The following is a 22,705-nucleotide window of genomic DNA, read 5'->3' on the forward strand; positions in this document are numbered from 1 at the left end:
TGTCCGCCGAGCGATTACGCATCGCTTCGTGGTCATACACGCGAGGCAAAACCGGATCCGGGCATCCCCGCCCCGATCGCTGAATTGCAGCGTGACACACACAGGAGAACCCGCTTAACCATGGCTGTGAAGATCAAGCTGACCCGGCTTGGCAAGATCCGCAATCCCCAGTACCGCATCGCCGTCGCCGACGCTCGGACGCGGCGCGACGGTCGCTCCATCGAGGTCATCGGCCGCTACCACCCGAAGGAAGACCCGAGCCTCATCGAGATCAACTCCGAGCGCGCGCAGTACTGGCTGTCCGTGGGTGCTCAGCCCACCGAGCCCGTCCTCAAGCTGCTCAAGATCACCGGCGACTGGCAGAAGTTCAAGGGCCTGCCGGGCGCCGAGGGCCGCTTGAAGGTCGCCCCGCCGAAGCCCAGCAAGCTCGAGCTGTTCAACGCCGCGCTGGCCGAGGCCGAGGGCGGTCCCACCACCGAGGCGGCGAAGCCGAAGAAGAAGGCGCCGGCGAAGAAGGCCGCCAAGGCCGCCGAGCCAGAGGCGGCGGCTGCCCCCGAGACGCCGGCGGAGCCGGCCGCTGAGGCCGCGCCGGCGGAGACGGCCGCCGAGGGCGGCGAGCAGGCCGCGCCGAGCGCCGAAAGCTGACCGACGTGAGCACCGTCGTCGTTGACGCAGTGGAGCACCTGGTCCGTGGGATCGTCGACAACCCCGACGACGTCCGGGTCGACATGGTGACCAGCCGCCGTGGCAGAACGGTCGAGGTCCACGTCCATCCCGACGACCTGGGCAAGGTGATCGGTCGCGGGGGTCGCACCGCGACTGCGCTGCGCACGCTGGTCGCCGGTATCGGTGGCCGCGGTATCCGCGTCGACGTGGTGGACACCGACCAGTAGCCGCTGATGGAGCTCCGTTGGAGTTGACCGTCGGGCGCGTCGCGAAAGCGCACGGGATCGGCGGCGAGGTCGTCGTCGAGATCCGCACCGACGACCCGGCGACCCGCTTCGCGCCGGGTAACACCCTGCGGGGCAAGCCATCCCGCGGTGGTGAAGAACGTGACTTCGTAGTCGAGAGCGCGCGCGAGCACGGCGGGCGGCTGCTGTTGCGATTGGCCGGGGTGGCCGACCGGGACTCCGCCGACGCGCTGCGCGGCACCCTGTTCGTCGTCGATTCCGCTGATTTGCCCCCCATTGATGAGCCGGACACCTACTACGACCACCAACTCGAAGGGCTGCACGTCCGGACGGTTGCGGGCCAGGACGTCGGTGTCGTCGCCGAGGTGTTGCACACCGCCGGGGGTGAGTTGTTGGCGGTGCGCCGAGGCGACGGTGGGGAAGTACTGGTGCCGTTCGTCGGCGCGATCGTCACGTCGGTGTCGCTCGACGACCGCAGTGTCGAGATCGATCCGCCCGAGGGCCTGCTGGATCTCGCATGAGAATCGACGTCGTCACGATCTTCCCGAACTTCCTCGACCCGTTGCGACAATCGTTGCCGGGCAAGGCAATTCAGTCGGGGCTGGTCGACCTGCGGGTGCACGATCTGCGTCGGTGGACGCACGACGTGCATCGCTCGGTCGACGACGCGCCGTACGGCGGTGGTCCCGGGATGGTGATGAAGGCCCCGGTGTGGGGCGAAGCGCTGGACGAGATCTGCTCGGAGCAAACCGTTTTGGTTGTCCCCACCCCCGCTGGTGCGTTGTTCACACAGGCTGACGCCCAGCGATGGAGCGCCGAGGAGCACCTGGTGTTCGCGTGCGGCCGCTACGAGGGCATCGACCAGCGGGTCATCGAGGATGCCGCCCGGCGGATGCGCGTCGAGGAGGTCTCGATCGGCGACTATGTCCTGCCGGGTGGGGAGTCGGCGGCGGTGGTGATGATCGAAGCCGTGGTGCGCCTGCTCGAGGGCGTCCTCGGCAATCCGGCGTCGCATCGCGAGGATTCGCACTCCCCGGCGCTGGACCGGCTGCTGGAGGGGCCCAGCTACACCCGGCCGCCGAGCTGGCGCGGGCTCGACGTTCCCGAGGTGTTGTTATCCGGCGACCACGCGCGCGTCGCCGCCTGGCGCCGGGAGGTCTCGTTGCAGCGCACCCGCGAACGACGCCCGGAGCTGCTGGACGAGCCCGGGCAAGAAGATTAGAGCCCGCGCCCCAACGGGTCGATTCGGCCCTCGGGAAATATCGTCCTGACCGCCCGGGTGATGGTGTCGCGGGCGGTGGCGTCGTCGGAGGGCTGCAGCGACTGCACCACCATGATGTAGCGACGGTCCGAGCCGATCACCCCGGTCGACAAGTGCATCCAGTCGCTGCCGATGCAGCACATCCAGCCCTGCTTGACCGCCACCGGTTCGGCGTACAGACCCTCCGGGATGCCGAAGCGTTGCGGGTAGCCGTCCAGCCCGTTGGGCGTGGACTGGGCCAGGTCGTCGACGATGATCTTCGCCTTGTCCGCGGGCAGCCCGCCCGACCCGTCGAGCAGCATCTCGTAGTAGCGGATCAGGTCGGTCGTCGTGCTCATGGTGTTCCACCAGCGTCCGTCGCTGGGCGGGGTGGTCGACGTGAGCCCGTAGCGGGCCGCGACCGCGGTGATGATGGCGTTCTCGCCGCCCTGGCCCCAGAACTTCTCGGCCGCGCCGTCGTCGGATGACTGCAACATGATGTCCAACGCCTGGCGGTCGTTGGCGGTCAGCGCGGCCTTGCCCTCCGATTCGTGCAGCAGCAGGTCGTCGGCGATGAACAGCTTGGCCACCGACGCGGTGCCGATGACCTGGCTGTTGCCGGTGGAGACCAGCTGGTGGGTCTTGCGATCGAGGATCGCCACCGAGAGGGCGGCTCCGCCGGCGGCGGCTTCGTCGGTTGCCTGCTGCACCCGCGCCTGCAGGCCGACGGGCCCCGGGGCGGTCAGCTGCAGTTCGGGCTGCGGTGGCTTGACCGCCTCGAGCAGGACCTCGGCCGACTGCGGGGGCGGCTGGCGCAGGCCTCGGTCGGGCGTGACGTAGACCGGGAGGCTATATACGTTGGCCTGTACCTTCGCCTCGCATCCGGCGGCCACGATCAACGCCACCGCCGCTGTGGCGGTGAACAAAATCAGCGGCCGAACGCGCATTCCTCTCCTCCGACGTGGCTCCGACGCACCCAAGCGCACTGGTGTGGGCCGCATCGCGCCACCTGTCCCGGCCATTACGCAAGGTCGGGTAGCGCGTTCTGGCCCCAGTCATATGTACCATTCACCAGCGTTTTCGGCTCGTTGCGAACCGCCTCCGACGCTGTGATTTTCGTGGCAAGCCTCCTGTCTGGCACAATTGACCAGTTGTCTCCAGCGGTTCCAGGCCGGCCGGGCCGCTTCTTGCCTGCTGCGAGATACGCCCAAGTTGCCCCAAACCATCGGCTTGGCGACTGCCTCACGTGCAGGTGAGAGCTGTTGCCGCAGGCCGCGACCGCAAGGAAGTGTCTTCTCAGATGAACCGCCTGGACTTCGTCGACCAAGCGTCGCTGCGCGACGACATCCCCGTTTTCGGCCCGGGCGACACCATCAACGTGCACGTCAAGGTCATCGAGGGCGCCAAGGAGCGTATCCAGGTGTTCAAGGGCGCGGTGATCCGTCGACAGGGCGGCGGCGTCCGCGAGACCTTCACCGTGCGCAAGGAGAGCTACGGCGTCGGCGTCGAGCGGACGTTTCCGGTGCATTCGCCGAACATCGACCACATCGAGGTGGTGACCCGTGGAGATGTCCGCCGCGCCAAGCTCTACTACCTGCGTGAGCTCCGCGGCAAGAAGGCCAAGATCAAGGAAAAGCGCTGAGCTGGGACGGCCGGGCGGCAGTCACGGTCGGTTTAGCGCGCCACAATCTGCGCTGGCTACTCTGATCTCGTGACCGAACCCACGGACTCATCTGAGCCCCAGTCCGCCCAGTCAGAGCCGAAGGTCTCCACTCAAATCCCGGACACGCCCGAAGGCGAGTCGCCGAAGGTCCCCGAACCGGGAGAGGCGCCCGACGAGGACACGCCGGAGCGCACCAAGCGATCCACGCTGCGGGAATTCGCGCTGCTGGCGGTAATCGCGGTGGCCCTCTATTACGTCATGTTGACGTTCGTGGCACGGCCCTACCTGATCCCGTCGGAATCGATGGAGCCGACGCTGCACGGCTGCGCCGGTTGTGTCGGTGACCGGATCATGGTCGACAAGGTCAGCTATCGCTTCGAGTCACCCCGCCCCGGTGACGTCATCGTCTTCAAGGGGCCGCCCTCCTGGAACCTGGGGTACAAGTCGATCCGGTCCAACAACACCGTGCTGCGGTGGGCACAGGATGCGCTGTCCTTCATCGGCTTCGTGCCTCCCGACGAAAACGACTTGGTGAAGCGGGTCATCGCCGTCGGCGGGCAGACGGTGCAGTGCCGGGCCGACACCGGCTTGACGGTCAACGGCAAGCCGCTCAAAGAGCCCTACCTGGATCCGGCCACCATGATGGCCGACCCGTCGGTGTATCCGTGCCTGGGCAGCGAGTTCGGGCCGGTCACCGTTCCGCAGGGGCGGCTGTGGGTGATGGGCGACAACCGGACCCACTCGGCGGATTCCCGCGCCCACTGCAACAGTGTCCCGACCGAGGCGCTCAAGGGCGTGTTGTGCACGGGCGATCCCGCGTCGGGGACCGTGCCGGTGTCCAACGTGATCGGCAAGGCGAGGTTCATCGTGTGGCCGCCCGGGCGATGGGGTGGCGTGTCTTCGGTGAACCCGCAGCAGCATCAGTAGCCATGACCACGACGTGGCCGCCGCGGACGGTGATCCGCAAATCGTCGGGATTGCGCACCCTGGAATCCGCGCTGTATCGCAGCGGGTTGGGGCCGGTCGCCGGCGTGGACGAAGTCGGCCGCGGCGCCTGCGCGGGCCCATTGGTGGTGGCGGCCTGCGTGCTGGGGCCTGGCCGCCTGGAAAGCCTTGCTGCGCTTGATGATTCGAAAAAGCTCACCGAGAGTGCCAGGGAGAAGTTGTTCCCGCTGATCCGTCGTTACGCGCTGGCCTACCACGTCGTGTTCATCCCCCCGGCCGAAGTGGACCGGCGCGGCGTGCACGTCGCCAACATCGAAGGCATGCGCCGCGCCGTGGCCGGCCTGTCGCTGCGGCCCGGTTATGTGCTCAGCGACGGATTCCGGGTGCCCGGCCTGCCGGTGCCGTCGCTCCCGGTCATCGGCGGCGACGCGGTGGCGGCGTGCATCGCCGCGGCCAGCGTGCTGGCGAAGGTCAGCCGGGACCGGCTGATGGTCGCCATGGACGCCGACCACCCGGGCTACGGCTTCGCCGAACACAAGGGTTACAGCACACCGGCGCACAGCACGGCGCTGACGCGGCTGGGTCCCTGCCCCGAACACCGCCACTCGTTCATCAATGTCCGGCGCGTGGCCATAGGGTCAGCAGGGTTGGGCGGCCGCGTCGTGGCCGAATGCCGACCGGACCCTCGCCCGCGCGCGGCGGATATCGGTGAGGAAAGATGGGGCCAGGATTCCCCGGGCGGAACGCCGGGGAAGTGTTTCTCCGAGAAGGACGTCTGAACAGATGAGTGCCGAGGATCTCGAAAAGTACGAAACCGAGATGGAGCTCTCGCTGTATCGCGAATACAAGGACATCGTCGGCCAGTTCAGCTTCGTCGTCGAAACCGAGCGGCGCTTCTACCTGGCCAACAGCGTGGAGATGGTGCCCCGCAACGCCGACGGCGAGGTGTACTTCGAGCTGCGACTGTCCGACGCCTGGGTGTGGGACATGTACCGCCCGGCCCGGTTCGTCAAGCAGGTGCGGGTGGTGACGTTCAAGGACGTCAACATCGAAGAGGTGGAAAAGCCCGAGCTGCGGTTGCCGGAGTAGCGAGCTAGTCGTTCTCCTGCTCTTCGGCGGGCGGCAATTGGCCGCGTCTATCGATGACCTCCCGCGCCACATCGGCCAGCTTGATGTTCAGCGTCTGGGAATGGCGCCGCAGCAGGTCGAACGCCTGCGTCTCGGTCATGTCGTGGAGCAGCATCAACATGCCGACCGCCTTGCCGATCTCGCGGTTGCTCAGCAATCCGCGGCGCAGGCTGGTGGCGTCCTCGCCCTTGGCGACCGCATTGATGGCCACGCTGGCGAACGCGGCCAGCACCGCCGCGCGCCCGGCCGACTCGGCGTCGAACACGTTGGGTGTGTCGCTGAACAGGTTGAGCGCAGCGCCTTTGCGTTTGTCCACCAACAGCCGAAAGCCCATCGCCCCGCGCACCGGGGTTTCCGCCACCAGCACCTTCGCCAGCTGCGGCCACAGCGACGGCGTCGTCAGGTCCGGGTCGATCTGGGGGGTCTCCTCCTCGATCGCGTCGATGCACGGACCGTCCCCCGAACGCCGTTCCAGCTCGTCGATCTGCCGCGCCAGTTGGTCACTGGCGCCCACGGTGACGTAGCGGTCGCCGTCGCGCACCAACAGGCTGGCGTGGTCGCATCCGCGCACGACCATGGTGGCGGCGATGCAGATGGCCGCGTACATCTGGCCGGCGTCCGAGCCCTGGTAGATGATCTCGGCCAGCGCGGCGAACACCGTCCCGGGGTCGGCCATTTCCCCGCCCGGCGTCGGCCTGCCTGCGGCCGTCGATTCGTCCGCCATGTTGTGCCTCATTCCCTGCGCATTCCGCAGTCTGACCCCGCGTTTCGATCGCCGTAGATTATCGGTCCTGGGCGCGACCCTCACACGCTGTTCGGTGCTATTGCGACGAATCCTATGCGCCTCGGCCGCCAGTCCCCGGACCGGCGAAAGCACCCGCTGACAATACGGGTACCCCAGCACCTTGCACGCACGAATCGGGGCGCTCGCGGCGGCGCCCGTTGGTGACATTTCCCACCGGGGGTTTCGGCGGGCGCCCGGCGGGAAAAAGCCTTCAAGTGGGAATTACCGTCGCGGTGACAGGGCCAACCGGCGAGATCGGCATGTCTGCGGTGACGGCGCTGGAGCGTGAACCCGCCGTGGACGCCATCGTCGGGATGGCGCGCCGGCCGTTCGATCCGTCTTCGCGCGGCTGGCAGAAGACGACCTATCAGCAGGGCGACATCCTGGACCGCGAGGCTGTCGACGCGCTGGTGGCGCAGGCCGACGTGGTCATCCACCTGGCCTTCATCATCATGGGGTCGCGGGAAGAGAGTGCCCGCATCAACCTGCAGGGCACCCGCAACGTGTTCGAGGCGACGGTCGCCAGCGAGCGGACGCGGCGCCTGGTGTACACCTCGTCGGTGGCGGCCTACGGCTATCACGGCGACAACCCGGACCCGCTGACCGAGGACGTCCCGGCTCGGGGCTCCGACGAGCATTACTACTCCGCGCAGAAGGCGGCGTGCGAGGCGCTGCTCGGCGAGATCACCAAGGACTCGCCCCTCGAGGTGTTCGTATTGCGGCCGTGCATCGTCGCCGGGCCCAATGCCACCGTCCTGGCCGACGCCATGCCGTGGAACCAGTTGCCGGGCCCGATGCGCGCCGTGGTCAAGGCGGTGCCGATTTTGAAGCCGGTCGTCCCGGACCCGGGCATCCCGTTACAGCTGGTGCACCACGACGACGTCGCGAGCGCGATTGCGCTGGCGGCCACCACCCCGGCGCCGCCCGGGGCGTACAACATCGCCGGGGAGGGCGTGGTGACGGTGGGGGATGTGGCCAGGGCGCTGGGCGGTCGCCCGGTGCGGGTGCCGGCCGTCGCGGCCTCGGCGGCGTCGGCGGCGCTGTCGCGGGTGCCGCTGGTCCCGTCCATGCTGGAATGGCTGCACACCGCGCGCACGTCGATGGTCATGGACACCACCAAAGCGCGCACCCAGCTGGGCTGGCGGCCGGTGCACTCGTCGGCGGAAACCCTGAGGGCGCTGGCTTCGGCGGTGTGACGCCGACCAGGGTAGTTTGGCTGCGTGAGGTTCCAGCGTTCCGCCGCGAGCCCGGCTGACGGTGAATTCGCCTAGTGCGGCACGTAACTGCGCGCCGGCGGGTAAAGCATCTCACCGCCGGGAAAGCGATCAGCCGGCCGGAGACGCTGGTCGTCGAGGAGCCGCTGGAGATCCGGGTGAACGGCGCGGCGGTCACCGTGACGATGCGCACCCCGGGCGCGGATTTCGAACTGGCCCAAGGCTTTCTGCTCACCGAGGGGATCATCACCGGCCGCGACGACGTGCTGACCATCCGGTATTGCGACGGCGCCGTCGAGGGCACGAACACCTATAACGTCCTCGACGTGACACTGGCCGCCGGCGTCACGGTGCCGACCCTCGACGTGACCCGCAACTTCTACACCACCTCGTCGTGCGGGGTGTGCGGCAAGGCCTCGCTGGACGCCGTGCGGCTGATCGGCCGCTTCTCGCCCGGCGCGGACCCCGCCACCGTCGAGGCGGCCGCGCTCGAGGCGATGCCGGCCCAATTGCGTTCGGCGCAAAAGGTTTTCGACAGCACCGGCGGGCTGCACGCCGCGGCGCTGTTCGGCGTCGACGGCACCATGCTGGCGGTGCGGGAGGACGTCGGCAGGCACAACGCGGTCGACAAGGTCATCGGTTGGGCGCTGGAACATCGGCGGGTGCCGCTGGTCGGCTCGGTGCTGCTGGTCAGTGGGCGGGCCTCCTTCGAGTTGACGCAAAAAGCTGTGCTGGCCGGGATTCCGGTGCTGGCCGCCGTGTCCGCGCCGTCGTCGCTGGCGGTCTCGCTGGCCGAGGAGTCGGGCATCACGCTGGTGGCGTTCCTGCGCGAGGACTCGATGAACATCTACACCAGGGCGGACCGCATCGGCTAGTAGTTTGCGGCCAGTTGTGGATGTAGCCGGCACTGGGGATAACCGGCCGTCGCGGATGGGTCGCAGGCGTCGCTGCGGCACGCCGTGTCGGGGTCCTCGAGCACATTGGCTCCCATGACGACCGAAACGACTTTGACTCGGGCCCAACTCGGGGCGATGGGTGAGGCGCTCGCCGTGGATCACCTGAAGAGGATGGGATTGTCGATCCTGCAACGCAACTGGCGTTGCCGATACGGCGAACTCGACGCCATCGCCTGCGATGAGGCCACCCACACGGTGGTGTTCGTCGAGGTGAAAACCCGTACCGGGGACGGCTACGGTGGGCTGGCTTACGCGGTCACCGAGCGTAAGGTTCGCCGGCTGCGCCGACTGGCCGGCCTGTGGCTGGCCGGCCAGGACGAGCGCTGGGCGGCGCTACGGATCGACGTGATCCGGGTGCGGATCGGGCGCCGGCGCACACCCGAAATCACCCATCTGCAAGGGATCGGCTGATGGCGCTGGGTCGCGCGTTCTCGGTCGCCGTGCGCGGGGTGGACGGCCAAATCGTGGAGATCGAAGCCGACATCACCTCTGGACTGCCGGGCGTGCATCTGGTGGGTCTGCCCGACGCCGCCCTGCAGGAGTCCCGCGACCGGGTCAGGGCGGCAGTGGCCAATTGCGGCAACAGCTGGCCGATGGCGCGGCTCACGCTGGCGCTGTCCCCGGCGACGCTGCCCAAGATGGGCTCCGTCTACGACATCGCCCTGGCCGCGGCCGTCCTGTCGGCGCAACGCAAGAACCCGTGGGACCGCCTGGAGAAGACGGTGCTGCTGGGGGAGCTGTCGCTGGACGGAAGGGTCCGTCCGGTGCGCGGCGTACTGCCGGCGCTGCTGGCCGCCAAACGCGACGGCTGGCCGGCCGTCGTCGTCCCGGTGGACAACCTGGCTGAAGCCAGCCTGGTCGACGGCATCGACGTCTGGGGCGTGCGCACGCTGCGGCAGCTGCAGAAGTGGCTCAGCGGGTCCGCCGCCCTGGAAAACAGGATCACCGCGACGGCCACCGAACCCGAGGCCGCGACTGATCTCTCCGATGTGGTGGGGCAGACGCAGGCTCGCTTCGCGGTGGAGGTCGCCGCCGCCGGGTCGCATCACCTCATGCTCACCGGCCCGCCGGGCGTCGGCAAAACCATGCTCGCGCAACGGCTTCCGGGCCTGTTACCGCCGCTGTCGGAGAGCGAGTCGCTGGAAGTCACCGCAATCCACTCCGTGGCGGGGCTGCTATCGGGGGACACGCCGCTGATCACCACGCCGCCGTTCGTGGCGCCACATCACAGCTCCAGCGTGGCGGCGCTCGTCGGCGGCGGTTCGGGCATGGCGCGCCCGGGCGCGGTCAGCCGCGCGCACCGTGGGGTGCTCTTCCTCGACGAATGCGCCGAAATCAGCGTCAGCGCGCTGGAGGCATTGCGAACGCCATTGGAAGACGGGGAGATTCGGCTCGCCCGACGCGATGGGGTGGCCTGTTACCCGGCCCGGTTCCAACTGGTGTTGGCGGCCAACCTGTGCCCGTGCGCGCCCGCCGATCCGCAGGACTGCATTTGCGCGGCGGCGGTCAAGCGTCGTTACCTGGGCAAGCTGTCCGGGCCGCTGCTCGACCGGGTGGACCTGCGGGTGGAGATGCATGCGGTGCGCGCGGGCGCCTTCTCGGGCACCGAAGCCGAATCGACGGCACAGGTTCGCCAGCGGGTGGCGCAGGCCCGCGCGGCCGCGGCCGAGCGGTGGTCACCGCACGGATTCCGCACCAACGCCGAGGTCAGCGGGGTGCTGTTGCGGCGCAAGTTCCGGCCGGGCAACGCCGCGATGACGCCGCTACAGAAAGCGCTGGACCGGGGGCTGCTCAGCATCCGCGGCCTGGACCGAACCCTGCGGGTCGCGTGGAGCCTGACCGACTTGGCCGGCGGGGTGTCGCCCGGGCCCGCGGAGGTCGCGGCCGCGCTCAGCTTCCGGCAGCCGGGAGCGCAGCGATGAGCGTCGTATCCGGGTCACCAGTACGCCTTCGCCAGCCAGTCGTTGTGCCCGCCCCGGACCGCGATCGCGACGGTCACCAGGATGGCGAACGCCCTGGCGAACTGGGCCATCGCGCGGCCGCCCTCACCGCGCTGTTCCATGTCGCGCAGCGCCACGGACGCGAGGGCGCCGCTCAGGATCGGAATGGGCAAGCCGCACCAACTGACCAGGCTCAAAGCGAACGCGGCGACCGCCCACGGGTTTACGGGGCGGGCGGGCGCGGCGAGCTGGGTCGGCTGGCAGACGATCATTGTTCGCTCCGTTCCGTGCCGGCTGCGCGACGGCGAATGGGGGTCGACGACAACACATTCCCGTACGGGCCTATACGGATCCTTGGCGAATTCTTGGACCCCGGAACACGGCGATGCTGACCGCGGTCGACGATCCCGTGCTGCGCGCCTGGGCATACCTGTCCCGGGTGGCCGAGCCGCCCTGCACCGAGCTCGCCACCCTGGTGCGCCGTGTTGGTCCGGTGGAGGCGGCCGACCGAGTCCGCCGCAGGCTGGTGGACGACGGCCTGGCGCGGCACACCGAAGCGCGGCGCGAAATCGACTGTGCCGCCGCCGACCTCGAGCTGCTCGCCCGCCGGGGCGGACGGTTGATCACCCCCGACGACGACGAGTGGCCGCTGCTGGCGTTCGCCGCGTTCGGGAATGCCCCGGCGAAAGCTCGCGGCGGGGCGCCGATGGTGTTGTGGGCGCAGGGCCCGACCCGGCTCGACGAGGTCGCGCACCGCGCCGCCGCCCTGGTGGGCACTCGCGCGGCGACGGCCTATGGCGAGCAGGTGGCCGAGGACCTCGCGGCGGGGCTCGCGCAACGCGAGGTCGCGGTCGTCTCCGGTGGCGCCTACGGCATCGACGGCGCGGCGCACCGGGCGGTGCTGAACGCGGACGGCATCACCGTGGCCGTTCTCGCCGGCGGGCTCGACATCCCCTATCCGAGTGGCCACACGGCGTTGCTGCACCGCGTGGGGCAACACGGGCTGCTTTTCACCGAATACCCGCCCGGTGTTCGGCCGGCCCGCCACCGATTCCTGACCCGCAATCGCCTGGTGGCCGCCGTCGCGGGGGCCGCGGTGGTGGTGGAAGCCGGCTTGCGCAGCGGCGCCGCGAATACGGCCGCCTGGGCGAGGGCGCTGGGGCGGGTGGTGGCCGCCGTGCCCGGGCCCGTGACGTCGTCCGCGTCGGCGGGGTGCCATGCGCTGCTGCGCAACGGCGCCGAACTGGTGACCCGGGCCGACCACATCGTCGAGCTGATCGGCCGCATCGGCGAGCTGGCGGCCGAGGAACCGCGCCCGGCGACGGCGCTCGACGGGCTCAGCGACGATGAGCGCCGGGTGTACGAGGCGCTGCCGGGCCGCGGCGACGCAACCGTCGAGCAACTCGCGGTCGCGTCGGGGCTGGCGCCCGAGCGGGTGTTGGGGCCGCTGGCGATCCTCGAGCTGGCTGGGTTGGTGCAGCGCCAGGAGGGCAAGTGGCGACTTGTGCGGGCCGCAAGGGGTCAAGCTGCATCGACGACGCGGCTCGTATAGTCGACGGGGGTCGGGCGGGGACAGGAGGACAAGTGGCGGGTCGACCTCTGCAACGCTTCGAGGTTGTCGATACCAAGGAGCTCACACCGCACATGGTCGCGGTCGTGCTGGGCAGCAAGGACTTCGACGCCTTCGTGCCCAGCAAATTCACCGACTCCTACGTCAAGTTGGCGTTCGTCGCCGACGACATCGACGTCGCGGACCTGCCCCAGCCGCTGACCCTGGACAGCTTCGCCGGCCTGCCCCCCGAGAAGAGGCCGTCGGTCCGGACCATGACCGTCCGGCACGTGGACGCGGCGGCCGGCGTAATCACGCTGAACATCGTCGTGCACGGCGAGCACGGGGTCGCGGGCCAGTGGGCCGCGGCGGCCCAGCCCGGCCAGCGGATCTACCTGATGGGCCCCGGCGGTGCCTACACACCCGATCCCGCCGCCGATTGGCATCTGCTGGCCGGCGATGAATCGGCGCTTCCGGCCATCGCCGCGGCGCTGGAAGCGTTGCCCGCCAGCGCCGTTGGTAAGGCGTTCATCGAGGTGGCGGGCCAGGAAGACGAGATTCCGCTGACCGCACCGGAAGGCGTCGAGGTGCATTGGGTCTATCGCGGCGGGCGGGCCGATCTGGTCCCCGAGGACCGCGCGGGCGACCACGCCCCGCTCATCGAGGCGGTCACCACCACGCCGTGGCTTCCCGGTCAGGTGCACGTCTTCATTCACGGCGAGGCGCAAAGCGTCATGCACAATCTGCGGCCCTACATCCGCAAGGAGCGCGGCGTGGACGCCAGGTGGGCGTCGTCCATCTCGGGTTACTGGCGTCGCGGCCGCACCGAAGAGACGTTCCGGCAATGGAAGAAGGAACTGGCCGAGGCGGAGGCCGGGGCCTCCTAGCGGCTTGAACGCCGGCTGGCATCCTCTACTCCCATGGCGCATTTCGGGGACTACCAGAACGAGATCTACTTCAAGGGCCTGGGCGGGATCGCGCCCGCGCTGCCGATGGCCTTCGCGGAGCTGGAGGCCCGGGCCGAGCGGGCCATGTCGCCGTCGGTGTGGTCCTACGTCGCCGGTGGTGCCGGCGACGAGCGCACCCAGCGGGCCAATCGCGAGGCGTTCGACCGCTGGGGCTTGATGCCCCGTATGTTCGTCGGCGCCGCCGAGCGTGACCTGTCGGTAGAGATGTTCGGCCTGACGTTGCCGTCGCCGCTGTTCATGGCCCCGATCGGTGTCATCGGCATCTGTGCTCAGGACGGCCACGGCGACGTGGCCACCGCGCAAGCCGCAGCGGTCACCGGCGTTCCGATGGTCGTTTCCACCCTGACCGCCGACCCGTTGGAAGACGTCGCCGCCCAGTTCGGCGACACCCCGGGCTTTTTCCAGCTGTACACGCCGAAGAATCGCGAGCTCGCCGCCAGCCTGGTGCAGCGGGCCGAGGCCGCCGGCTACCGGGGCATCATCGTCACCCTGGACACCTGGATTCCCGGGTGGCGTCCGCGCGATCTCCGCACGGCAAACTTTCCGCAGTTGCGCGGGTTATGCCTGAGCAACTACACCAGCGACCCGGTCTTTCGCGCCGGCCTGCCGCGGCCGCCCGAGGAGGACCCGCAAGCCACTGTGCTGCAGTGGATCACGACGTTCGGCAATCCGTTGACGTGGGACGACCTTCCCTGGCTGCGGTCGCTGACCAAGCTGCCGCTCATCATCAAGGGCATCTGCCATCCCGACGACGCCCGGCGCGCCAAGGACGGCGGCGTCGACGGCATCTACTGCTCCAACCACGGTGGCCGCCAGGCCAACGGCGGCCTGCCCGCGCTCGATTGCCTGCCGGGCGTGGTCGAGGCCGCCGACGGTCTTCCGGTGCTGTTCGACTCCGGGGTCCGCAGCGGCGCCGACATCGTCAAGGCGCTCGCGCTGGGCGCGACCGCGGTGGGCATCGGCCGCCCGTACGCGTATGGCCTGGCGCTCGGTGGGGTCGACGGCATCGTGCACGTCCTGCGTTCGCTGCTGGCCGAAGCCGACCTGATCATGGCCGTCGACGGATATCCGCTGCTCAAAGATCTCACCCCGGACACACTTCGGCGCGTCGACTGATTCAGGTCCCCGGCTCCTGCGAACGTTGCAGGCGTGGAGGCCATCCTCGAGGAGTTCGACGAATACCTGTCGCTGCAATGCGGCAGGTCGGCGCACACCCGCCGCGCCTACCTCGGCGACGTGCGCTCGCTGCTGGCCTTTCTCGACGACCGCAATGCAGGGCTGGACGGATTGAGCCTGTCCCTGCTGCGCTCGTGGTTGTCGGCCTCGGGCGCCGCCGGCGCCGCTCGCACGACGCTGGCCCGTCGCACCTCGGCGGTCAAGGCGTTCACCGCGTGGGCCGCGCGGCGCGGCCTGCTGGCCGCGGACCCGGCGGTCCGGCTACAGGTGCCCAAGGCGCACCGCACCCTGCCGGCGGTGCTGCGCCAAGACCAGGCGCTCGACGCCATGGCAGCCGCGAAATCCGGTGCCCAGCAAGGTGATCCGATGGCATTGCGAGACCGGCTGATCGTCGAGATGCTCTATGCCACCGGAATCCGGGTGAGCGAACTGTGCGGCCTGGACCTCGACGATGTGGACGCCGGGCATCGGCTGATCCGGGTCCTGGGTAAGGGCAACAAGCAGCGCACCGTGCCGTTCGGGACGCCGGCCGCCGAGGCGCTGCGCGCCTGGCTGGACGAGGGGCGGCCCGCCCTGGTGACCGCCGCGTCGGGGCCGGCGCTGCTGCTGGGTGCGCGAGGGCGGCGGCTCGACGTCCGCCAGGCTCGCACCGTCGTGCACGAGACGGTGTCGGCGGTGGACGGCGCGCCCGACATGGGCCCGCACGGCCTGCGGCACAGCGCGGCCACGCACCTGCTCGAGGGCGGCGCCGACCTGCGCGTCGTGCAGGAACTGCTCGGCCATTCGAGCCTGGCGACCACCCAGCTCTACACCCATGTCGCCGTCTCGCGGTTGCGGGCGGTGCACGATCAGGCCCATCCGCGGGCGTGACGCCCCCCTCAACCCCGCAGCGGCTTGAGCCGGATCGGCGTCGACTTCACCAAACCCAACGGATCGACGTAGTGGGCGCCCGACGCCGGACCCCACATCGCGCCCCAGTGCAGACAGGCCGCGGCCCGGCAGCCGGCATGTCCGGCCTGCAACGAGCCGATGACGGTCTGGGCCGTCACCGGTTGGCCCACCCGCACCGCCGCCCGGACCGGCTCGTAGCTGGTGCGCAGCCCGCCCGGGTGGGCCAGCGAAACCACCGGCCGCCCCGCCAGCTGCCCGGCGAACACCACAGTGGCGGTGCCCGCCGCATACACCGGCTGACCTGCAGCCCCGGGCAGATCCACGCCCCGATGCCCCGATTTCCAGTCCGGTGACGGGGCGTCGAATCCGCGGGCTTGCCCGTCCAGGGCCGGCGGCGGTCGCAACGGCCAATCCAGGCGAGCGTCGTCCGCAACCGCGGGCACCGCGCTGAGCACCGCCAGGCACAGCATCAGCCGCAAAACCCGTCGCATCGGCTCAGTTCATCGCCCCGCCTGCGGCGGCACCACTCAGGGCGGGCCGGTGCTGTGCAAAACCACCAGCTGAGTCGGTGTAAACTCCTGGTCGCAGCTCGTTCGCGGGCTGACTTCGCGCGTCCGCCCCGCGTCTCCTTAGTTCCACCAGGAGTTCGCATCGCGTGCCGGGCGGTCCCTTAACAGGGTCCGGCATCGCAGCAGGCGCCAGGGCCCGGCTTCACCCGATGCCGGGCGACAACCGACACAAGTAAGGCACGAGCATGGCCGTCGTAACCATGAAACAGCTGCTGGACAGCGGCACTCACTTCGGGCACCAGACCCGTCGTTGGAATCCCAAGATGAAGCGGTTCATCTTCACCGACCGCAACGGCATCTACATCATCGACCTGCAGCAGACGCTGACCTACATCGACAAGGCGTACGAGTTCGTCAAGGAGACCGTCGCCCACGGCGGCAGCATCATGTTCGTCGGCACCAAGAAGCAGGCGCAGGAGTCCGTCGCCGCCGAGGCGACCCGCGTCGGCATGCCGTTCGTGAATCAGCGCTGGCTGGGCGGGATGCTCACCAACTTCTCCACCGTGCACAAGCGCCTGCAGCGCCTCAAGGAGCTCGAGGCGATGGAGCAGACCGGCGGTTTCGAGGGACGCACCAAGAAGGAAATCTTGATGCTGACCCGCGAGAAGAACAAGCTGGAGCGCAGCCTCGGCGGTATCCGCGACATGGCCAAGGTGCCCTCGGCGATCTGGGTCGTCGACACCAACAAGGAGCATCTCGCGGTCGCGGAGGCCCGCAAGCTGAACATCCCGATCATCGCGATCCTGGACACCAACTGCGACCCCGACGAGGTCGACTACCCGATCCCGGGTAATGACGACGCGATCCGCTCGGCCGCGCTGTTGACCAAGGTGATCGCTTCCGCGGTCGCCGAGGGCCTGCAGGCCCGCGCCGGGGTCGGCCGCACCGACGGCAAGCCCGAAGTCGAGGCCGCCGAGCCGCTGCCCGAATGGGAGCAGGAACTGCTGGCCTCCGCTGCTGCCAGCGCCCCCACCGACGTCGCTGCGGGCGCACCCGAATCGACCACTGAACCCTCCTAGGGAAGGCTGATATGGCCAACTTCACCGCCGCCGACGTCAAGAAGCTCCGGGAGCTCACCGGCGCCGGCATGCTCGACTGCAAGAACGCGCTGGCCGAGAGCGACGGCGACTTCGACAAGGCCGTCGAGGCGTTGCGCATCAAGGGCGCCAAGGACGTCGGCAAGCGCGCCGAGCGCGCCACGGCCGAAGGCCTGGTCGCGGCTAAGGGCGGCGCGCTGATCGAGCTGAACTCCGAGACCGACTTCGTCGCCAAGAACGCCGAGTTCCAGAAGCTCGCCGATGACATCGTCGCGGCGGCGGCCGAATCCAAGGCCACCGATGTCGAGGCGCTCAAGGCTGCCGCTACGGGCGGTAAGACGGTCGAGCAGGCCATCGCCGACCTGTCGGCCAAGATCGGCGAGAAGCTCGAGCTGCGCCGTGTCGCGTACTTCGACGGCACCGTCGAGGCCTACCTGCACAAGCGGGCGGCGGACCTGCCGCCGGCCGTCGGTGTGCTGGTGGAATACAGCGGCTCCGACGTCGAGGCCGCGCACTCGGTCGCGCTGCAGATCGCCGCGCTCAAGGCGCGCTTCCTGTCACGCGACGACGTGCCCGAGGACATCGTGGCCAGCGAGCGCCGCATCGCCGAGGAAACGGCCAAGGCCGAGGGCAAGCCGGAGCAGGCGCTGCCCAAGATCGTCGAAGGCCGGCTGAACGGCTTCTTCAAGGACTCCGTGCTGCTGGAGCAGCCCTCGGTGTCCGACAGCAAGAAGACGGTCAAGGCCCTGCTCGACGAGGCCGGCGTGACGGTGACGCGGTTCGTGCGCTTCGAGGTGGGGCAGGCCTAAGCCCCGCGCGGGCGCGGGCTAGCGTCGGTTAAATGCGACACGTGCATGCGTTCGGCGACGACGCCCTCGGTGATCTGGACGCGGTCGGGCTCGCCCACGCGATACAGGCCGGCTGGGTCAGCAGGGCCGAGGTGGTCGAGGCGGCCATCGCCCGCACCGAGGCCGTGGACCCGATCCTCAACGGCCTGGCCTATGCGGCCTTCCAGCAGGCGCGAACCGCCGCGGCGGCGAACGGCTTCTTTGACGGCGTCCCGACGTTCCTCAAGGACAACGTCGACATCGCCGGCCAGCCCACGATGCACGGCACCGACGCGTGGACGCCGTGGAATGCCACCTCCGACGGCGCATTCACCCGGTTGTTCCTGGCCACCGGACTGGCCCCGGTGGGCAAGACGCAGCTGTCGGAATTCGGTTTCAGTGCGTCGGCCGAACATCCCCGGCTGGGTCCGGTCCGCAACCCGTGGAACACCGACTACAGCGCGGGCGCATCCTCGTCGGGCTCGGGTGCGTTCGTTGCCGCAGGTGTGGTGCCGATCGCCCACGCCAACGACGGCGGCGGCTCCATCCGCATCCCGGCCGCTTGCAACGGACTTGTCGGGCTGAAGCCGTCACGTGGGCGGCTGCCGCTGGACGCCCACCTGCGCCGGATGCCGGTGAGCATCGTCGCCAACGGTGTGGTGACCCGTTCGGTGCGTGACACGGCGGCGTTCTACCGGGAGGCCGAACGGATTTGGCGCAATCCGAAACTGGCACCGGTCGGTGACGTCGTCGGACCCGGCAGGCAGCGGCTGCGGATCGCCGTGCTGACCCGGTCGGTGCAACGCGACTGCAGCCCCCAGGTGCGCGAGCTGACGCTGAAGTCCGCCGGCCTTCTCGAGGAGCTGGGGCATCGCGTCGAATACCTCGACGAGCCCCCGGTGCCGGCCAGCTTCGTCGACGATTTCGTCCTTTACTGGGGATTCCTCGCGCTGGCCCAGGTGCGCACCGGGCGGCACATGTTCGGCAAGACGTTCGACCGCAGCCGGCTGGACAGCCTGACGCTCGGGCTGGAGCGACACACCGCCCACAACATTCATCGACTGCCGCTGGCGATCATGCGCCTGCGCCGAATCCGCAGGCGCACCGCACAATTCTTCGACACCTACGACGTAGTGCTCACCCCGACGCTCGCCGACGAGACGCCCCGCATCGGCTATCTGGCACCCACCGACTACCACCAGGTCATCGAGCGGCTGATCGACTGGGTCTCGTTCACCCCGTTGCAGAACGTAACCGGCGAGCCGGCGGTCTCGCTTCCGTTGGCGCAGTCCGACGAAGGCATGCCGGTGGGCATGATGTTCTCGACCAACATCGGGCAGGAGGCGCTACTGCTCGAGCTGGCCTACGAACTCGAAGAGGCCCGACCATGGGCCCGGATCCAAACCGCTTGATCTGCGGCCTCGGCGGCGGCCCGCTTCGCCGCGGGGTCAGTCGGACCCGAGCTTGTCGAGCATCCGCTTGAAGTCGCGCTGCTGAGTTTCGGTCAGCTTGGCCAAGATGCGCGCATCGGCGGTCCGCACCGCGCCTTCGGCGCGTTTCAAAAGGGCGCGGCCCTGACCGGTCAGCGTGGCCGGTAGCGCGCGACCGCTGGACACAGATGTCGGACGGGCGACGGCGCCGATGTCTTCCAGCTTGCGCAGCACCGTGTTCATCGCCTGCGGTGTGACTCCGGCCTGCCGGGACAGTTCGGCGCTCGACATCCCCGGAACCAGGGAAAGCATGCGGAGGCAGACGAATTCGGGCAGCGTCAGGCCGAGCGGGCCCAATACCGCGGAAACCTCCGGTCGCAGCAGGCTGGCCACCCGGTACAGCAGGTAACCAAGCGGGGCGTCTTCGGCCTGAACCATGTCAATGATATTGACATATTTTCGGGCTCTGGACGCGGCTTCGCTGGGCGAAGTGCTGATTGCCGGCCCGTCGATGGGGTAACCGAGTGTCACTCGCACCGCGCGGGCGTATCAGGAGGTTTTCATGCCGAAGACGACGAAAGGCGGCAAGCCGAAGAAGGACGAACTGCCGAGCACTTTGCGGCGTTCCAACGCCAAAGCGCAACGCACGTTCGCGAAAACGCATGACGCAGCGGCCGACGAATACGGCAGCGAAGAGCGCGCGCACCGGGTGGCGTATTCCGCCCTTAAGCACAGCTTCGAAAAGATCGGCGATCATTGGGAGCCCAAAGAACAGAAGGGCCCGTCCGACGAGCGCGCCAAGAGCGGCGGGCCGCGTGCCTCCGGCCCGACGGCCGAGGGGGTGGACGCCAACGCGAGCAAGAAGCACCTGCTCGACGTGGCCCGCCGACTCGGCGTGCGGGGCCGGTCGAAGATGAGCAAGGCGGAGTTGGTCGACGCGATCATGAAGCACAACCGCAGAGTCCGCGGCCGTTGAGAAAGGCGTTTCACGGCCGCGCCGATGTGACCGAGACGTCACCCCGGGGCCGGGTTTAGCGGTTTAGCCCTTTGGGCACCGGGCATCCCGACAGCCATGGTTGCGTCCGTTAGTCCCAATCAGCTGCGTCAATGCTTCACCGATGTGGACTTTCCGGCGAACAAGCAGGATCTGCTTGACGCCGCCGATCGCAATGGCTGCGACGACGACACGATCCGCGCCCTGCGCAGCATTCCGCCCGAGACCTACAACAATGCCGCCCAGGTCCTCGCGTCGGTCACCATCATCGACGATCGCGACCTCGGCGACGCCGACAAGGCCGCGGCTCGTCGCACCCACACCAAACCAGGGCTGGCCGAAAACGCAAAAGACATCCCCGCTTCGAGCCCGATCGTCGAGGAACTGGGCGAGAACCGGGGCTCCTGAACCGTCCGCAAGTGCAAAAGCGATGCGGCGCTAGAGAATTGGCCGGCCTCCGGTGACGGCCACCCGCGCGCCGGAGATATAACTGGCGTCGTCGGAGGCCAACAGCACGTAGATCGGCGCGAGTTCGGCGGGCTGGCCGGCGCGGCCGAGCGGCGTGTTGTCGCCGAACGACTCAACGCTGTCCGGGGGCATGGTGGAGGGGATCAACGGTGTCCAGATCGGGCCGGGCGCGACGCTGTTCACCCGAATCCCCTTCTCGCCCAGCAACTGAGCGAGGCTGGCCGAAAAGTTGGCGATCGCCGCCTTGGTGGCGGCGTAGGGCGCCAGCGTCGGATTGGGCGTGTCGGAGTTGACCGACGAACTGCCGATGATCGACGCCCCCGCGTTCATGTGCGGCACCGCCGCCTTGGTGAGATAAAAATATGCGCCGACATTGAGCCGGAACGTGTAATCCCATTCCTCATCGCTGATTTCGTCAAGGCTCTTGTGCATCATCTGGTAGGCCGCATTGTTGACCAGGATGTCGATGCCGCCGAATTCTTCGACGGCCCGGTCGACGACGGCGCGGCAATGCGCAGCATCGGAAAGGTCGCCGGACACCAGGACGCATTTGCGCCCGGCGTCTTCCACGTAGCGCGCGACGTCGCGGGCGTCGTCGTCCTCGTCGAGGTAGGAGATCAGCACGTCGGCGCCTTCGCGCGCGAAAGCGATAGCGACCGCGCGGCCGATGCCGCTATCACCCCCGGTGATGATCGCCCTTTTGCCGGTGAGCTTTCCCGAGCCCTGGTAAGTGTTTTCGCCGCAGTCGGGCACGGGGTTCATCCGGCTCTGCACACCCGGGGCGGTCTGTTGCTGAGGCGCAAAGCCCATCTGATTCCTCCATAGGTGGTCGAATCCGGTCTAAGGTTCGCGTGTCATCGGGCGGGCCGCGGGAACGTCGGGGTCATCGTCGGCCGGAGGCTCGGGATCGCGCCATTCCTCGGCGCGACTGGGCCGGTTACCGCGCAGCGTGCCGTCCAATTCGTGCTTGAGTTCGTCGTCCTCGCGGGGACTGTGTTTAGAGCTTCCGCGTTCCATCGACGGCCCCTTTCGTCTGGTGGGATTCCTCCCGCTCTGACTACCCGCCACAGCCGGGGCTAATCGGGCGCCTAGAGCGTCGTCGCCCAAGTCATTCGACGTGAATAGCGATACGGATGTTAAAAACTGATGCGAAAGATACTGTCCAGCAAAACAACACCGTTTCGCCAGCTGACCGGCCGAAAATCACGAATAAAACGGGCGCATATGTTTAAAGCGGACAGCAAGAGGCTATTTGCGGCCTATGTGCGTATTGCCCTTCTGGGGGGCGATTGTTCGACACGAAAGGAATGAGCAATGAAGGTCACCAAGACCGCGCTGAAGACCGCTGCCGCTGCCGGGGGGATTGCGGCGGCAGGGATTTTCGCGGCGGTGCCGGCTTCTGCCGCGCCGCCCAACATCCAGGGCTTCGGCACCAGTGAGCAACTCGTGGACGGGCCGCTGGTCACCAACTACACGGTGAGCAACCTGCAGCCGAGCAATGTCTCGATTCCCGGCTACACGCCCAAGGGGACGCTCTACCAGGCGGACGTTACCGCTCGGTCGGACGGCGGGCTCGTTACCCCGATGGTGAACGACTTCATCGCCCGCGGGCCGAACGGCCAGAACTACCGGGTGATCGACAAGGTGGGGGCCCCTAACGGCCTCAACCCGGCGCCGATCGCGCAGGGTAGCGAGTCGACCGGGACGCTGTACTTCGACGTGACCGGCGCGCCGCCCAACGGCGTGGTCTACAACGACGGGATGCAAGACGTCCTGATGTGGACGTCGAACGTGCAGGGTAGCTCGGCGCCCGGCGCTCCGAGCCCAAGCCCGGCACCGGGTGCGCCGCCCAGCCCGGCTCACACCTGATCCCGCTTGCGGATATCTCCCCGCGGCGCGCCCGCGCCGCGGGGAGGTGCGTTTTCGGCCCTTCGGTGGTGGTGTGTCTTATAAACATATACCAGCCCACCAGACAAGCGGGCAGGGGGTATTGCGGGGTGTGGGTGGTAAAAAGC

General features: G+C 68.6%; 28 protein-coding genes and 1 pseudogene. 22 read left to right on the forward strand and 7 right to left on the reverse strand.

Translation table 11 applies throughout. The annotated features are described in order from the left end of the window. The first annotated feature begins 120 nt into the window (after positions 1 to 120). The 4 genes from rpsP to trmD are packed head-to-tail and all read left to right on the forward strand — an operon-like array spanning position 121 to position 2,133. On the forward strand, positions 121 to 645 hold the full coding sequence (rpsP, locus tag A5750_RS23810) for a 30S ribosomal protein S16 (protein WP_066952587.1): 525 nt from the start codon (positions 121 to 123) through the stop codon (positions 643 to 645). A 5-nt stretch (positions 646 to 650) separates the two neighbouring features. Continuing rightward, positions 651 to 893, forward strand: coding sequence for an RNA-binding protein (locus tag A5750_RS23815; RefSeq protein WP_003878715.1), 243 nt, complete (start codon positions 651 to 653; stop codon positions 891 to 893). 17 nt (positions 894 to 910) lie between these two features. Continuing rightward, the gene (rimM, locus tag A5750_RS23820) at positions 911 to 1,432 is read left to right on the forward strand and encodes a ribosome maturation factor RimM (RefSeq protein ID WP_066952589.1); all 522 of its coding nucleotides are present in this window, start codon (positions 911 to 913) and stop codon (positions 1,430 to 1,432) included. Next, the gene (gene trmD / locus A5750_RS23825; RefSeq protein ID WP_066952591.1) at positions 1,429 to 2,133 is read left to right on the forward strand and encodes a tRNA (guanosine(37)-N1)-methyltransferase TrmD; all 705 of its coding nucleotides are present in this window, start codon (positions 1,429 to 1,431) and stop codon (positions 2,131 to 2,133) included. The genes rimM and trmD overlap by 4 nt, the downstream gene beginning before the upstream one ends. Here the strand turns inward: trmD and A5750_RS23830 are convergent. Next, entirely contained in the window at positions 2,130 to 3,098 is a 969-nt protein-coding gene (locus A5750_RS23830; protein ID WP_066952593.1) for a hypothetical protein, read from the reverse strand. The two genes, trmD and A5750_RS23830, sit on opposite strands and share 4 nt — an antisense overlap. A 353-nt stretch (positions 3,099 to 3,451) precedes the next feature. On the opposite strand from A5750_RS23830, the gene rplS reads away from it, so the two are divergent. The 4 genes from rplS (at position 3,452) to A5750_RS23850 (ending at position 5,848) form a co-directional block, all read left to right on the forward strand. Next, on the forward strand, positions 3,452 to 3,793 hold the full coding sequence (rplS, locus tag A5750_RS23835; RefSeq protein WP_066952595.1) for a 50S ribosomal protein L19: 342 nt from the start codon (positions 3,452 to 3,454) through the stop codon (positions 3,791 to 3,793). Between the two features lie 69 nt (positions 3,794 to 3,862). After that, positions 3,863 to 4,741, forward strand: a complete 879-nt coding sequence (gene lepB, locus A5750_RS23840) for a signal peptidase I (protein ID WP_066952597.1) — start codon at positions 3,863 to 3,865, stop codon at positions 4,739 to 4,741. A 2-nt stretch (positions 4,742 to 4,743) separates the two neighbouring features. Further along, positions 4,744 to 5,538 carry a ribonuclease HII gene (locus tag A5750_RS23845; RefSeq protein WP_066952599.1) on the forward strand — a complete coding sequence of 265 codons (795 nt, stop codon included), beginning with the start codon at positions 4,744 to 4,746 and terminating at the stop codon, positions 5,536 to 5,538. Positions 5,539 to 5,542: 4 nt separating this feature from the next. After that, positions 5,543 to 5,848 carry a DUF2469 domain-containing protein gene (locus tag A5750_RS23850; RefSeq protein WP_046184425.1) on the forward strand — a complete coding sequence of 102 codons (306 nt, stop codon included), beginning with the start codon at positions 5,543 to 5,545 and terminating at the stop codon, positions 5,846 to 5,848. A gap of 4 nt (positions 5,849 to 5,852) precedes the next feature. Here A5750_RS23850 and A5750_RS23855 read toward each other — a convergent pair whose 3' ends face one another. Then, entirely contained in the window at positions 5,853 to 6,611 is a 759-nt protein-coding gene (locus tag A5750_RS23855; protein WP_066952704.1) for a GAF and ANTAR domain-containing protein, read from the reverse strand. Positions 6,612 to 6,886: 275 nt separating this feature from the next. On the opposite strand from A5750_RS23855, the gene A5750_RS23860 reads away from it, so the two are divergent. The 4 genes from A5750_RS23860 to A5750_RS23875 all read left to right on the forward strand — a co-directional run bounded on the left by A5750_RS23860 (position 6,887) and on the right by A5750_RS23875 (position 10,763). Then, positions 6,887 to 7,867 (forward strand): SDR family oxidoreductase, encoded by a 981-nt coding sequence (locus A5750_RS23860; RefSeq protein ID WP_066952601.1) that lies wholly within the window; start codon positions 6,887 to 6,889, stop codon positions 7,865 to 7,867. Positions 7,868 to 7,941: 74 nt separating this feature from the next. Further along, entirely contained in the window at positions 7,942 to 8,760 is an 819-nt protein-coding gene (gene fdhD, locus A5750_RS23865; RefSeq protein WP_066952603.1) for a formate dehydrogenase accessory sulfurtransferase FdhD, read from the forward strand. Between the two features lie 114 nt (positions 8,761 to 8,874). Continuing rightward, positions 8,875 to 9,252 carry a YraN family protein gene (locus A5750_RS23870; RefSeq protein WP_066952605.1) on the forward strand — a complete coding sequence of 126 codons (378 nt, stop codon included), beginning with the start codon at positions 8,875 to 8,877 and terminating at the stop codon, positions 9,250 to 9,252. Beyond that, positions 9,252 to 10,763, forward strand: a complete 1,512-nt coding sequence (locus A5750_RS23875; protein WP_067266162.1) for a YifB family Mg chelatase-like AAA ATPase — start codon at positions 9,252 to 9,254, stop codon at positions 10,761 to 10,763. Before A5750_RS23870 ends, A5750_RS23875 begins: the two co-directional genes overlap by 1 nt. Before the next feature lie 14 nt (positions 10,764 to 10,777). On the opposite strand, the gene A5750_RS23880 is transcribed toward A5750_RS23875, so the two are convergent. After that, positions 10,778 to 11,053: a DUF4190 domain-containing protein gene (locus A5750_RS23880; RefSeq protein WP_066952610.1), complete on the reverse strand. Its 276-nt coding sequence runs from the start codon at positions 11,051 to 11,053 to the stop codon at positions 10,778 to 10,780. A 113-nt stretch (positions 11,054 to 11,166) separates the two neighbouring features. Here A5750_RS23880 and dprA point away from each other — a divergent pair, with 113 nt between their 5' ends. From dprA to A5750_RS23900, 4 genes are read left to right on the forward strand one after another with little or no spacing between them, the layout of a single operon-like run. Beyond that, the gene (dprA, locus tag A5750_RS23885) at positions 11,167 to 12,333 is read left to right on the forward strand and encodes a DNA-processing protein DprA (RefSeq protein ID WP_067266165.1); all 1,167 of its coding nucleotides are present in this window, start codon (positions 11,167 to 11,169) and stop codon (positions 12,331 to 12,333) included. Between the two features lie 32 nt (positions 12,334 to 12,365). Next, a complete protein-coding gene (locus A5750_RS23890; protein WP_066952614.1) occupies positions 12,366 to 13,217 on the forward strand; it encodes a siderophore-interacting protein in 852 nt (283 codons plus the stop codon). Positions 13,218 to 13,250: 33 nt separating this feature from the next. After that, positions 13,251 to 14,414 carry a lactate 2-monooxygenase gene (locus tag A5750_RS23895; protein WP_066952616.1) on the forward strand — a complete coding sequence of 388 codons (1,164 nt, stop codon included), beginning with the start codon at positions 13,251 to 13,253 and terminating at the stop codon, positions 14,412 to 14,414. 33 nt (positions 14,415 to 14,447) lie between these two features. Then, positions 14,448 to 15,344, forward strand: coding sequence for a tyrosine recombinase XerC (locus A5750_RS23900; protein WP_066952617.1), 897 nt, complete (start codon positions 14,448 to 14,450; stop codon positions 15,342 to 15,344). Between the two features lie 17 nt (positions 15,345 to 15,361). On the opposite strand, the pseudogene A5750_RS23905 reads toward A5750_RS23900, so the two are convergent. Next, a pseudogene (locus A5750_RS23905) lies at positions 15,362 to 15,856 on the reverse strand (M23 family metallopeptidase); the annotation flags it as partial. A 263-nt stretch (positions 15,857 to 16,119) separates the two neighbouring features. Between A5750_RS23905 and rpsB the strand changes: the two are divergent. Genes rpsB through A5750_RS23920 form a run of 3 tightly spaced genes read left to right on the forward strand, consistent with a single transcriptional unit; the run spans position 16,120 to position 19,210 of the window. Further along, complete coding sequence (gene rpsB / locus A5750_RS23910) at positions 16,120 to 16,953, forward strand: 30S ribosomal protein S2 (RefSeq protein WP_066952622.1); 834 nt, start codon at positions 16,120 to 16,122, stop codon at positions 16,951 to 16,953. Positions 16,954 to 16,964: 11 nt separating this feature from the next. Next, the gene (gene tsf, locus A5750_RS23915; RefSeq protein ID WP_066952624.1) at positions 16,965 to 17,780 is read left to right on the forward strand and encodes a translation elongation factor Ts; all 816 of its coding nucleotides are present in this window, start codon (positions 16,965 to 16,967) and stop codon (positions 17,778 to 17,780) included. 32 nt (positions 17,781 to 17,812) lie between these two features. After that, entirely contained in the window at positions 17,813 to 19,210 is a 1,398-nt protein-coding gene (locus tag A5750_RS23920; RefSeq protein WP_066952625.1) for an amidase, read from the forward strand. A gap of 36 nt (positions 19,211 to 19,246) precedes the next feature. Here the strand turns inward: A5750_RS23920 and A5750_RS23925 are convergent, their stop codons facing one another. Continuing rightward, complete coding sequence (locus tag A5750_RS23925; protein ID WP_066952628.1) at positions 19,247 to 19,666, reverse strand: MarR family winged helix-turn-helix transcriptional regulator; 420 nt, start codon at positions 19,664 to 19,666, stop codon at positions 19,247 to 19,249. Between the two features lie 124 nt (positions 19,667 to 19,790). Between A5750_RS23925 and A5750_RS23930 the strand changes: the two genes are divergently transcribed. Next, positions 19,791 to 20,204: a ChaB family protein gene (locus A5750_RS23930; RefSeq protein ID WP_066952630.1), complete on the forward strand. Its 414-nt coding sequence runs from the start codon at positions 19,791 to 19,793 to the stop codon at positions 20,202 to 20,204. 96 nt (positions 20,205 to 20,300) lie between these two features. Beyond that, positions 20,301 to 20,630: a DUF2795 domain-containing protein gene (locus tag A5750_RS23935; protein WP_066952632.1), complete on the forward strand. Its 330-nt coding sequence runs from the start codon at positions 20,301 to 20,303 to the stop codon at positions 20,628 to 20,630. A gap of 30 nt (positions 20,631 to 20,660) precedes the next feature. Here A5750_RS23935 and A5750_RS23940 read toward each other — a convergent pair whose 3' ends face one another. Both A5750_RS23940 and A5750_RS26190 read right to left on the reverse strand, forming a co-directional pair. After that, entirely contained in the window at positions 20,661 to 21,500 is an 840-nt protein-coding gene (locus A5750_RS23940) for a glucose 1-dehydrogenase (RefSeq protein WP_066952634.1), read from the reverse strand. 30 nt (positions 21,501 to 21,530) lie between these two features. Further along, positions 21,531 to 21,707, reverse strand: a complete 177-nt coding sequence (locus tag A5750_RS26190; protein WP_197505513.1) for a hypothetical protein — start codon at positions 21,705 to 21,707, stop codon at positions 21,531 to 21,533. A gap of 297 nt (positions 21,708 to 22,004) precedes the next feature. Between A5750_RS26190 and A5750_RS23945 the strand changes: the two genes are divergently transcribed. Then, entirely contained in the window at positions 22,005 to 22,559 is a 555-nt protein-coding gene (locus A5750_RS23945) for an MPT63 family protein (protein WP_067266168.1), read from the forward strand. Positions 22,560 to 22,705: the final 146 nt, after the last annotated feature.

This window comes from Mycobacterium sp. 852002-51613_SCH5001154 (assembly GCF_001667425.1).
In the GTDB taxonomy this organism is placed as follows: domain Bacteria; phylum Actinomycetota; class Actinomycetes; order Mycobacteriales; family Mycobacteriaceae; genus Mycobacterium.